The sequence below is a fragment of the Enterobacter cloacae complex sp. ECL414 genome (genome assembly GCF_021869685.1).
Lineage (GTDB): Bacteria > Pseudomonadota > Gammaproteobacteria > Enterobacterales > Enterobacteriaceae > Enterobacter > Enterobacter kobei.
Genome location: NZ_CP091481.1, coordinates 2,801,652 through 2,813,666 on the forward strand (window position 1 = coordinate 2,801,652; position 12,015 = coordinate 2,813,666).

10 protein-coding genes are annotated in these 12,015 nt (G+C 55.6%); 5 read left to right on the forward strand and 5 right to left on the reverse strand.

The features are described 5' to 3' along the window. The first annotated feature begins 43 nt into the window (after positions 1-43). The gene (gap, locus tag L3068_RS13520; protein WP_047344664.1) at positions 44-1,054 is read left to right on the forward strand and encodes a type I glyceraldehyde-3-phosphate dehydrogenase; all 1,011 of its coding nucleotides are present in this window, start codon (positions 44-46) and stop codon (positions 1,052-1,054) included. A 40-nt stretch (positions 1,055-1,094) separates the two neighbouring features. Here gap and L3068_RS13525 read toward each other — a convergent pair whose 3' ends face one another. Continuing rightward, a complete protein-coding gene (locus L3068_RS13525; RefSeq protein WP_014884246.1) occupies positions 1,095-2,282 on the reverse strand; it encodes an MFS transporter in 1,188 nt (395 codons plus the stop codon). A 115-nt stretch (positions 2,283-2,397) separates the two neighbouring features. On the opposite strand from L3068_RS13525, the gene L3068_RS13530 reads away from it, so the two are divergent. Next, positions 2,398-3,354 (forward strand): AraC family transcriptional regulator, encoded by a 957-nt coding sequence (locus L3068_RS13530; RefSeq protein WP_047344665.1) that lies wholly within the window; start codon positions 2,398-2,400, stop codon positions 3,352-3,354. A 15-nt stretch (positions 3,355-3,369) separates the two neighbouring features. On the opposite strand, the gene L3068_RS13535 is transcribed toward L3068_RS13530, so the two are convergent. Beyond that, positions 3,370-4,710, reverse strand: a complete 1,341-nt coding sequence (locus tag L3068_RS13535; RefSeq protein WP_117580403.1) for a carbohydrate porin — start codon at positions 4,708-4,710, stop codon at positions 3,370-3,372. A gap of 420 nt (positions 4,711-5,130) precedes the next feature. Here L3068_RS13535 and L3068_RS13540 point away from each other — a divergent pair, with 420 nt between their 5' ends. After that, positions 5,131-6,816, forward strand: a complete 1,686-nt coding sequence (locus L3068_RS13540) for an alpha,alpha-trehalase (RefSeq protein WP_047344667.1) — start codon at positions 5,131-5,133, stop codon at positions 6,814-6,816. Between the two features lie 82 nt (positions 6,817-6,898). Here the strand turns inward: L3068_RS13540 and L3068_RS13545 are convergent, their stop codons facing one another. Further along, the gene (locus L3068_RS13545) at positions 6,899-9,001 is read right to left on the reverse strand and encodes a TonB-dependent siderophore receptor (RefSeq protein ID WP_032636228.1); all 2,103 of its coding nucleotides are present in this window, start codon (positions 8,999-9,001) and stop codon (positions 6,899-6,901) included. A gap of 112 nt (positions 9,002-9,113) precedes the next feature. Further along, positions 9,114-9,368 (reverse strand): GlsB/YeaQ/YmgE family stress response membrane protein, encoded by a 255-nt coding sequence (locus tag L3068_RS13550; RefSeq protein WP_014884251.1) that lies wholly within the window; start codon positions 9,366-9,368, stop codon positions 9,114-9,116. 207 nt (positions 9,369-9,575) lie between these two features. On the opposite strand from L3068_RS13550, the gene ycgR reads away from it, so the two are divergent. Further along, positions 9,576-10,307 (forward strand): flagellar brake protein YcgR, encoded by a 732-nt coding sequence (ycgR, locus tag L3068_RS13555; RefSeq protein WP_014884252.1) that lies wholly within the window; start codon positions 9,576-9,578, stop codon positions 10,305-10,307. Positions 10,308-10,344: 37 nt separating this feature from the next. Here ycgR and emtA read toward each other — a convergent pair whose 3' ends face one another. Continuing rightward, positions 10,345-10,956: a membrane-bound lytic murein transglycosylase EmtA gene (emtA, locus tag L3068_RS13560; RefSeq protein ID WP_014884253.1), complete on the reverse strand. Its 612-nt coding sequence runs from the start codon at positions 10,954-10,956 to the stop codon at positions 10,345-10,347. Positions 10,957-11,062: 106 nt separating this feature from the next. Here emtA and ldcA point away from each other — a divergent pair, with 106 nt between their 5' ends. After that, a complete protein-coding gene (ldcA, locus tag L3068_RS13565) occupies positions 11,063-11,977 on the forward strand; it encodes a muramoyltetrapeptide carboxypeptidase (RefSeq protein ID WP_014884254.1) in 915 nt (304 codons plus the stop codon). The last annotated feature ends 38 nt before the right edge of the window (positions 11,978-12,015 follow it).

Sequence of the window (12,015 nt, forward strand, 5' to 3'; positions counted from 1 at the left end):
GACGCCTACAGTGACTCCAGACAACAGAGATAAGGAGTGCACCATGGTTAAGGTCGGTATTAACGGTTTCGGCCGTATCGGACGTAATTTCCTGCGCGCAGCGCTGGGTAACCCGGATCTTCAGATTGTGGCCATTAACGATCTGACGGACAGCAAAACCCTCGCCCACCTGCTGAAACACGATTCCCTTCTGGGTAAATTGCCCGCACCGGTTGAAGCTGCTGACGGCGCATTGCAGGTTGATGGCCAGCGGATCGTGGTGTTTAGCGAACGCGATCCGGCAAATATTCCGTGGCGTGAAGCTGGCGTGGATGTGGTAATTGAAGCCACCGGCTTCTTTACCGAGCGGGAAAAAGCTGCGGTGCACGTCACGCACGGTGGTGCAAAGCGCGTCATCATCTCCGCGCCCGGCAAGAACGACGATCTGACCGTCGTCATGGGCGTGAACCACGATCGCTATGACCCGGCTCAGCACGTTGTCGTGAGTAACGGGAGTTGTACCACGAACGGTCTGGCTCCGGCCGCGCAGGTACTGCATCAGCAGTTCGGGATTGAGCATGGCCTGATGAATACAACGCATGCCTATACCAACAGCCAGGCGCTGCACGATCAGCCTGAAAAAGATCTGCGCGGTGCACGCGCGGCGGCGCTGTCGATTGTGCCCTACTCCAGCGGCGCGGCAAAAGCGCTCGGCAAAGTCATCCCCTCTCTGGACGGTAAGCTGACCGGGTATTCCCTGCGCGTGCCGGTTCCGGTGGTATCGATCGTCGATTTGACGGTCACCCTGAGCCGTAACGTGACTGCCGAAGAGGTGAATGACGCATTCCGCAGTGCGGCAGCCAGTGGGCCACTGAAAGGCATTCTGGGGTATAGCGATGAACCGCTGGTTTCCAGCGATTATCAGGGCGATCCGCGCTCCTCCATTATCGACGGGCTTTCCACGCTGGTGATTGGCGGGAACATGGTGAAGATCCTGGCGTGGTATGACAACGAGTGGGGATTCTCCAACCGCCTGGTGGACCTGGCGGTGCTGATGGATAAAAAAGGGCTGTAAGCCTCAAGCCGGGTGGGATAAGCACCCACCCGGCATAAAATCACGCCGCTTTGACCTTCACGCCCATAAATACAATGACCATCGCCGTCACCAGCAGGAAACCACTTCCGGCAAACACGCCGCTGGCCCCGTTGAGGTCAAACACCACCCCGCCCCCGGCCGCGCCAGCGCTAATCGCCAGCTGAATGGACGCCACCAGCAGCCCTCCGGCACTTTCCGCTTCATCCGGAACGGTGGTGGCAAGCCAGGTTGACCAGCCCACCGGCACCAGACCGAACGCAAAGCCCCACAGCGCCACCAGTAATCCGTCCAGCATCGCCAGATGACCAAACGCCACCATCATCAGCGCGAGTATGCCCATGCCGAACGGCACGAGGGCCAGCGTCAGGCGCAGATTACGGGCCAGCAGATGCCCGGCAATGGAGGTGCCGACAAAGTTGGCAAGCCCGAAGCCCAGCAGGATCAGCGAAATGGTTTCAACATTTGCCTGTCCGACGGTTTCAAGGAACGGGCGCAGGTAGGTAAAGAAGGCGAAATGGCCGCTAAAGATCAGAATGGTCGCCAGCATGCCGCCAATCATGCCAGGACGGCGCAGCACGCGGAACAATGTGCCAAGGCTACCGCTACTCTCTGGCTTCATGGACGGCAGCACCCAGATCTGCCACAGCAGCGCCAGCATGCTCGGCAGAATGCAGAGAATAAAGACGTTGCGCCAGCCTATCAGGCTTCCCAGATAGCTCCCCAGCGGGGCCGCGACCACGGTGGCGATCGACACGCTGGAGAAGATCACCGCCAGCGCTTTCGGCACTTTGTCCGCCGGAACCAGACGCATTGTTGTGGCCGTCGACATCGCCCAGAACCCACCGATGGCAACCCCTAACAGCAGACGCCCCATCAGCAGAACGTGCAGAGTGGGCGCAAAGGCTACCAGCAGGCTGGAGATAATTTGCAGCACGGAGAAAAACATCAATACCCAGCGACGATCGATTTTCCGGGTCGCCGGGGTGATCAGCAGTCCGGTGACTAACGCCACCAGCGCAGTGGCGGTCACGGCCTGCCCGGCCATCCCCTCACTGACGCCCAGGCTCGCGGCCATCGGCGTCAGCAAACTGGCGGGCAGGAACTCCGCCGTTATCAAACCAAAAACCCCCAGCCCCAGTGAATAGACGGCTCGCCAGGCGGGTTTGGCAGGCGCGACGGCCTCTCTCGCCTCGACACATGCATTCATCTGTTGATCTCCCGTTATAAAAGTGTGACAACTGTCGCAAAAGCATAGAGGGTTCACCCTGGACGATCTATGACATATAATCTCCACTTATTGATTATTCGTCCGGAGTTACGCCATGACCGCACAGTCACCCGATTTGATCAGCGAACTTTTACGCGGCATGCGTCTGTCGGGGGTGAAATACCGCCGGATTGAAGCCAGTGCACCGTTTGGCGTCGCGTTCCACCAGGCACCGGGCAAGGCGCAGTTCCATTTTGTGAGCCACGGCAACGCCCTGCTGCGAATGGACAGCGGTGCAACCTTCGAACTGAGCAGCGGCGATGCGCTGTTTATTCCTGGCGGTAATGCCCATGCCCTGCTCTCTGACGAAAAGGCAACCATCACTCCAGTCAACGCTTTCCCCAGCGAGCCCATCTGTAGTTCGGTCTGTGCCATTACCTGTGAGCCCTGCCCGGAGAGCGAAAACACCATCATCTTTAGCGGGTGTATGGATTTTGAGCTGGGCGGCATGCAGCCGCTGATCAAAGCGATGCCGGAAGTGATGATGGTCAGCCGGTTGATGTCCACCTGGCCGGAAATTCATCCGCTACTGGCCGCGATGGAGCGCGAGTCCATGACGCGTCAGGTCGGGTTTGCCGGGATCCTCGCCCGTCTGGCTGACGTGGTGGCGGCATTGATTGTTCGGGGCTGGGTTGAAGCAGGCTGTGGTAAAGCGACGGGCTGGGTGCAGGTCTTACGCGATCCGCGTCTGAGCCGGGCCATCTACGCCATGCACCAGCAGCCGGGCCTGAACTGGAGCGTGGCGGATCTGGCGAAAGAAGCGGGCACCTCCCGCTCCGTGTTCGCTGAACGGTTTCTGGCGGCGACGGGGACGACGCCGGCAAAATATCTCAGCGAGCTCAGAATGCGACTGGCTATTCAGTATATTCGCCATGAAAATCAACCGATTGAAACCGTCGCGCTGCGGCTCGGTTACGGGTCTCAGGCGGCGTTTAGCCGGGCATTTAAGCGCATCATCGGCCATGCGCCGGGCACGCTTCGGGAAGTCAGCCAGACCCCGGAAGAGGTCTGACCGACTGACAGGACATCAGAAATAGTATTTAAAGCGCACGCGACCACCGTAGCGATCGTCATTTTTATTGTCACCCTCTTTCGGGGATGCATTGACCCATGACGCATACGCGCCCAGATAGATGTTGAAGTTTTTCATCTTCATGACGTTCGGGATCAGGTACGAGGTATGGATGGTATGGATGTCATACTCGCCCGGGTCGGTTATCCAGCAGTCGTTTTCACACTCTGCGTCAAACGTTGAGGTATTAAACTCGTCGATTTCGTTATGGGCATAGATGTAACCCAACTCAAAATTACGCCAGAGGGCATTAATAGCTGAGGTAAAGTCGGTTTCGCCCGTCGCGTCCAGATAAGCCGTGTTGAGATTCATGACCACTCCGTTTTCCGGATCGGTTTTGAGCCCGTCCCAGGTCATCGTGAACCCGTAGCCCGTTCTCTCTGACTGGTCTACCCAGCGCCCGGCATCGTTGCGATAGCCATAAGCGTTGTTGACCAGGTTGGTCTCCATGGCAACCGCGCTGGAAAACGGCCCATTCTGCCACGAGATGACCGGGCGCACGTAGGCCACATTTTTGTCGTTCTCAAGTTCTGCACCGTGATAACGCTGGTCGACATACAAATCGCTGCCGTCTTTAAACAGGGTATTCAGCTCAAAATACCAGTTATCCAGCGTCTTGTTCATCAGGAAGTTGCCCCCGCTGTCGGTTCGCCCACGCCCCTCCTTCAGCATATAGATATAGCCGTAGCCGTCGCTGTAGAGATCGTCTGCGGTATTCCCGGAGTATTCCACAAACGTATCCTGATTGAGCGGGAACATGTCATAGGCCTCAAAGCGTCCGACTTTTATTTCCCAGTCATTCTCAGTGCCAAAGAAGAATACCGCATCATCCAGGTACATTTTCCCGGCGAGGTCGCCGAGCGGCTGGACGGAGAACCCGGCGAAATTGCCGTTATCCATTTTACGATAACCATCAAAGCCTAATAAAATACGCCCGTTAATATCCCAGCGTTCTTTATCGCCCGGCGCCCAGTCACTATTAGCACTTTGCTTAACAGACGTGAGGCTACCCGTTTTACTGGCGGCATCCATATTAAATTCCACATCACCGTAAAATTTAATATCACCAAACCCTGAGAGCGTCAGTTTTGGCGGAGCGGTTTTGCTCACCGGCTCTTCCGACTGCACCACAACGGCTGGCGCAGCCTGCGTCGCGGCGGCCTGCTGCTGTTTAAGCTCCTGAATTTGCGCTTCCAGTTGCGCCAGCTTTTCTTCCACGTTCATTGAGGGTTGTGCCGCCAAAAGTGCGCCGGAATAGAATGCGCTTATCAGAATTACCGTTTTCTTTAATTGCATAGAATCCATCCTGATTATAAAAGTGAATACCCAAATATCGAGCACAGCCATTTCCACCAAATACCCTCAACGGTGCTATTATGTTTTTTCACAACGCAATTATGTTTTTTAACTTGTGTGATCGCCGCAGAGAAAACTTGCGGTAATGAAGAGAAGAAAGACCACCCGCTTCACACTCTTATTTCATTAGGTTTATGTATATTTTAACGTGCAATACATATGATTATTTAAAGGCATAATTCTTTTAATTTCATTTGCACAACAAATTTCTCCCGGCCGGACCGGACGGGCGAAGCGGTAAATTGTCTGGTTCTGCGCAAAATGGGATATTGAACACGCGAAGCGGGCGATATTCGTCTAAGGTTTTCAGGTGATTGATAACAGCGGTCACGCTGCTGAGCGAATACAGGAGACGAACAGATGATAAGACCTCGTACTTTACGCCCTGCTCTTTTGCACCTCGCGCTGGGAGGCGCGCTGCTCGGTGCGACGACATTGAGTTATGCTGATGAACAGCCTGCGTTCCAGAAAAACTCCCCCGATATTTTACTTGGCCCTCTCTTTAATGATGTGCAAAGTGCCAAACTGTTTCCCGATCAGAAAACCTTCGCTGATGCCGTCCCCAAAAGCGATCCGCTGATGATCCTGGCGGATTACCGGATGCAGCACACCCAGTCCAGCTTTGATCTGCGCCACTTTGTAGAGATGAACTTCACGCTGCCTGCGGAAGGCGAAAAGTATGTTCCGCCCGCAGGACAAAGTTTACGCGAGCATATTGACGACCTCTGGCCCGTACTGACGCGTACCACCGATAAAGCCAGTAATAAATGGGATTCCCTGCTGCCGTTACCGAAGCCTTACGTTGTGCCCGGCGGACGCTTCCGCGAGGTCTACTACTGGGACAGCTATTTCACCATGCTGGGTCTCGCGGAAAGCGGCCACTGGGACAAAATCAGCGATATGGTGGATAACTTCGCCTGGGAGATTGATACCTTTGGACATATCCCCAACGGCAACCGCAGCTACTACCTGAGCCGCTCCCAGCCGCCGTTCTTCTCCATGATGGTGGAACTGCTGGCGACGCACGACAGCGATGCGCTAAAGAAATATCGCCCGCAGATGGAAAAAGAGTATGCCTACTGGATGGAGGGGGTGGATTCTCTTCGGCCAGGGCAAGCTAACCAGCGCGTGGTGAAGCTGGATGACGGTTCGGTGCTCAACCGCTACTGGGATGACCGCGATACTCCGCGCCCCGAGTCCTGGCTTGACGACGTCAATACCGCCAAAAACAATCCTAACCGACCCGCGACTGAGATCTACCGTGATTTGCGCTCCGCAGCGGCTTCGGGCTGGGACTTTAGCTCCCGCTGGATGGACGATCCGCAAAAACTCGGCACGATCCGCACCACCAGCATCGTGCCCGTCGATCTGAACGCACTGATGTTTAAAATGGAAAAACTGCTCGCGCGGGCAAGCCAGGATTCAGGCGACAGCGCCGCGGCGAGTCAATACGAGGCGCTGGCAACCGCGCGTCAGAAAGCCATTGAGAATCACCTGTGGAATGATAAACAGGGCTGGTATGCCGATTACGACCTCAAGAGTAAGAAGGTGCGTAATCAGCTTACCGCGGCCGCTCTCTTCCCGCTCTACGTGAAGGCGGCGTCGCAGGAGCGTGCCGATAAAGTTGCCGCGGCGACCTCCGCGCGCCTGTTGAAACCGGGCGGCATTACCACCACCACTATCAACAGCGGACAGCAGTGGGATGCGCCAAACGGCTGGGCTCCGCTGCAGTGGGTGGCGACGGAAGGATTGCAGAATTACGGGCAGAATAAGGTGGCGATGGATGTCACCTGGCGCTTCCTGAAGAACGTGCAGCACACTTACGACCGCGAGAAGAAACTGGTGGAGAAATATGACGTATCAACAACCGGTACGGGCGGCGGCGGTGGCGAGTATCCGCTGCAGGATGGGTTCGGCTGGAGTAATGGCGTGACGCTGAAAATGCTGGATCGGGTTTGTCCGAAAGAGAAACCGTGTGACAGCGTGCCGGAGAATCAGCCTGCGGCGAATGACGAGGCTGCGCCGGTAAAATCTGCGGCGCAGTAAGGGAGAATTGCCGGGTGGCGGCTACGCCTTACCGGGCCTGCGTTGGGTTTGCAGGCCCGGTAAGCGCAGCGCCACCGGGCAGTCAGAAGCTGTAGCTCGCTCCTAGCTGATACGTCCTGTCACGCCCAATCCAGCAGTTGGTTGCGTCGTAGCAGGTCAGCGTCTCTTTATTGGTGATGTTCTGCATACTCGCCTTAAGCGTCAGTCCCGCCAGCGAAGGCATGATTTCGCCCATCCGGTACGAGGCCGCCAGATCGTACTGCGTGGTGCCGCCCAGTTTACCCGCATCGTTAGCCGGTGAAATTTCCATCGGACCGGTGTAGCGTGCCCCAGCCCCCAGCATCAGCCCTTTCAGCGGCGTACTCTCGAAAGTGTAGTCCCCCCACAGATTGAAAGCGTTCTCCGGCACCTGAGTTGGACGTTTACCCTGGTATTTATCATCTTCGGTATTGATCGCATGGGTGTAGGCATAGTTGGCAATCAGCGTCAGGTTGTCCGTCGGACGGCTAATGGCGGAGAGCTCTGCCCCTTTGGATTCCACTTCCCCGGTCTGACGATAATTCAGGAAGCCCGGATCGGAGGTGACAACGTTTTTCTGCCGGATGTTAAACACCGAGGCGGTAAAGGTGGTGGCGTATTCAGCCAGCAGATATTTTACCCCGCCTTCCACCTGCTTGCTGGTGGTCGGTTTGACGTCTTTTGCCGTGAGCGTTCCCTGCGGTGACACCGGCGCAAAACCTTCGGAATAACTGATAAACGGTGAAATACCGTTATCGAAGGCGTAAAGCGCGCCCAGACGTTTGGTGACGCGGTCCTGCGATACCCAGGCTTTATCCCCGTTTTTCAGGTAATCGGTGGTGACGGAGCGGTAATCGTCGTAGCGCAGGCTACCCAACAGATTTAAGCCACCGAATTCCACCTGATCCTGCAGGTAGTAACCGTTCTGCTGATAGCTGAGGCGATTCTTCTGGGCGGTGTAGAGCCCCAGTGCGCCTTCGCTGATTTGCTTATAGTCAGGATCGCGCATGTCCATGCCTGGCGTGGCCGACGCGTAACGGTAGTGGAAATGCGAGTTCATCTTCTGATAGTCAAACCCGGCCAGCAGATGGTGCTGCCATTCACCCAGCGCAACGGTTTTCGTCACCTGGTTGTCGATGTTGAAGCTCTTAAGATCTTCATCGGTGGTGTAAGCAAAGCGGTTGAGCTGATAAACCTCACTCCCCGTTCCTGTCGCATAGACGCTGCGCTGGTGGGTATCGACGTCAAAATAGCGCGCTTTCTGGTTAAAGCCCCAGCCGCTGTCAAACTCGTGTTCAAAGCTATAGCCCAGCATCCACTGGCGCTGCTTAAACCCACTCCATTCATCTCCGGCGTAATCACGGCGATCGGCATATTTCGAGCGCAGATAAGACAGCGGGAGCGGATTTGACGGCGTCAGGCTCGGGGAGTTTTGCGCCAGCGCATCCAGCGTGAGACGGGTTTTGCTGTCGGGCTGCCAGGTGACGGACGGGGCGACCAGGTAATTTTCATACCGGGTGGTGTGCGGCTGATCGTCATTCTCCGTCGCCTTGCCCAGCAGACGGTAATTCCAGTCGCTGTCGGCTATCTGCCCCGTTGAGTCGAGATAACCCTCTTTCAGGTTGCGGTTACCGGTATTAAAACCGACCTCCGTTCGCGCTTCCCGCTGCGGTTTTTTACTTTGAATATTCACCAGCCCGCCCGGCGAACCACCGCCGTAAAGCACCGATGAAGGCCCTTTCAGGATATCGACGCTGTCAATCAACAGCGGATCGATACGAGCCTTAGTATTGCCGGTGACGTTATAGGGCAACTGCAATCCGTTATAGAACTCCTGATCGACGGTAAAGCCACGAATTTTGTATTCGCTCATGTAGGAGGTATTACCGCGCACTTCGGTTGAGACGCCCGGGGCATAGCGCAGGATTTCATTCACGGAGTTCGCATGACGCTTTTCAATTTCCGGGGCAGAAAGCGTGTTGATAACCTGGGGCGTTTTACTTTCGGCAACGGCCGATTTCGTGGCGCTGTTCGTCCAGGCCGGCAGCGCACTGCCCTGCTCTGAGCCCGTGACGACGATGGTAGATTCTTCGGCGAAAGCCTGGACCTGCAATGCCAGCGTGACGGCACCGGCCAGAGCGCATAACGTAAAACGTGAGGAGTTCATAATGTCGTCTTATTATTAGATGCAATACGGAACGACAATTATTATCATTTCGATTAACAAATCAAGATTCAGGCAAAAAAAACGGCCCTCCGCAGAGAGCCGCTATGTCATTTTAGGCTCGTCGCAGTAACCTGAATATGCCCAGCACAACAATGGCACCGACGACAGCAACGAGGAAACTGTGCATGTCAAAACCACTGATGTTGCCTCCAAAGCCAAACATCGTCGCCAGCCAGCCGCCCACAACCGCACCAACAACCCCGAGAACACAGGTCAAAATGAAGCCGCCGCCATCGTTTCCCGGCATGATGAGTTTAGCGATAGCGCCAGCGATAAGACCAAAGATAATCCAGGCGATGATACCCATAGCGATGCCCTCTTTCAGGTTTAACGCATGTGCAGAAAACCTTCTGCACAGCTAACGTAAGTATAGGTCATCAGCATAAAATCATTTTCCTCTCACCGACTTATCTTGCGTCCAGCAATAAAAAAAACTCACCGGTTTGTATTAAGTTTGAGTGTGGATTGCCGATAACGCTCAGACAGTCTGTCATTAATCAAGGAGCCATCCGGCGTGAGTCATTACAGTGAGCAGTTCCTCAAGCAAAATCCGCTGGCTGTATTAGGGGTATTACGCGACCTGCAAAAAGGCGAAGTGCCGTTGCGCATCAGCTGGTCAAATAATCAGTTTATCAGCAAGATCCTTGACGTTTCGCAGGAGCGACTGATTGTTGACCTGGGCAGCCAGGAGTATGAAAACCGCGCTGCGCTAAGAGCGGAACATATTGCGGTAATGGCCGAAACCCATGGAGCTAAAGTGGAGTTTGTCCTGCCGCGACTGGAACTGAGCGAATATCAGGGACTTCCCGCTTTTGTGACCCCTCTTCCGGGCAACCTCTGGTTTGTCCAGCGTCGTGAATACTTCCGCATCAGCGCCCCGCTTCACCCTGCCTATTTTTGTAAGGCCAAAATGCCGGACAAAAAAGAGCTTCGTTTCCGTCTCTTTGACCTGTCGCTGGGCGGAATGGGGGCGTTGCTGGATTCAGCGAAACCGGACGGACTGGTAGAAGGCATGCGTTTTACCCAAATTGAGCTCGATATGGGCGGCTGGGGTCGCTTTTATTTCGATGCACAGCTGATTGCCATCAGCGAGCGCACGGTGGTGGACAGCAAAAACGAAACGATTACCACGCCGCGTCTGAGCTTCCGCTTCCTGAACGTCGGGCCAGGCGCTGAGCGCGAGCTGCAGCGTATTATCTACTCGCTGGAGCGTGAAGCACGGGAACGTGCAAATAAAGTCCTGTGAAAAAATCGGGCAGCGCAACCGCCGCCCGTTTGCGGCATTACATGGCATCCATCGCTTTCTGTACTTTCCAGATATAACGAGGCGCCTGTGGTGCCGGATGATTCTTCGCGACATGCTCGACGAACTCATCTTTGTCCATGCCGTTAATCTCGTCTATTGCCTCTTTGCGGTCAGAGGAGAAAGTTCTGAGCAGCGCCCCTGCACCGTTCACGTATGAGACCACCAGCGCGTATTGCATCACTTCCGGATCCTCGATGCCCTTCAGCACGCCATGTTCCAGAATGCTCAGATACGCGGTACCCATGGAAATGTTGCGTTCCGGGTTCTTCAGCTCGCTGGTCGACGGCTGTCCGCTCCAGCCCATATAGCGGTAGACCTCTCTTCCCGCCGTTGAAGCCTTAAGCTGCATCAATCCCACCGCGTTGGATTTGCTGACGAGCGTAGGATTACCGCCGGACTCCACCGCAATAATCGCGGTGATCAGACGCGGGCTCACGCCCCAGGCCTTCCCGGCTTGTTCACTGATTGGCATCCACTGCATAGCCCGTTTCACCGGCACTTCCGGGTTCCAGGGCGGGTTTTGATAATCATGTTTTGAACTACAGCCAGCCAGCAGCACAATCAAAAAAGCAAACCATCTCAATTTCACGTCATCTATCCTTATAGCCGGTCATCGCGGTGCGCCGCCCTTGAAGCAGGCAGCGTATACGCGGCATGATATAGACAATTAGTTTCTCATTCAGCAAGGAATTGCCATGTCTCAGTTTCATCTCATCGCGCCGTCGGGCTACTGCATTAACCAGGACGCGGCACAGCGGGGCGTTCAGCGCTTACTGGAATCTGGCCATCAGGTAGAAAATCAGACAATTATCCCCCGCCGCCAGCAGCGTTTTGCCGGAACGGAAGCGCAGAGGCTGAATGATATCAATAGCCTGGTGAGTCTGAAGGGTAAGGATCGCATCGTCCTTGCCGTGCGCGGCGGCTACGGGGCGAGCAGGCTGCTGGAGAGCATTGACTGGCAGGGTCTGGCGCAGCGCCAGCAGCAGGATCCGCTGCTGATTTGCGGCCATAGCGATTTCACCGTCATCCAGCTAGGTCTTCTGGCCCTGCACAATGTCATCACGTTTAGCGGCCCCATGCTGGCCGGTAACTTCGGCGCGCCAGAGCTGGATGCGTTTACCATGGAACACTTCTGGCGCGCGCTGCGTAATCCTGCCTACAGCGTGGAGTGGCAAGGCAACGGACCGCACTGGGAGTGTGAAGGTCAGCTCTGGGGCGGAAACCTGGCGATGCTGGTCTCGCTCATCGGCACGCCGTGGATGCCGGACATCGAAGACGGCATTCTGGTGCTGGAAGATATCAACGAACATCCGTTCCGCGTCGAGCGCATGCTATTGCAGCTTTATCATGCCGGTATTCTTGCGCGTCAGTCCGCGATTGTGCTGGGCAGCTTTAGCGGCGCTGCCCCCAATGACTATGACGCGGGCTACTCGCTGGAAACCATGGTCGATTTCATCCGCTCCCGGCTGGACATTCCCGTCATCACCGGGCTGGATTTCGGCCATGAGCAGCAAACCGTCACTCTTGCGCTGGGGGCGCACGCCAGGCTGAAGCATGATGATGGCGGAAGCCAGCTCACCATCAGCGGCCATCCGGTCATAAAGGGGTAAAAAATCCGTTAAACCGCCTTAATAAAACGCTGTTACCG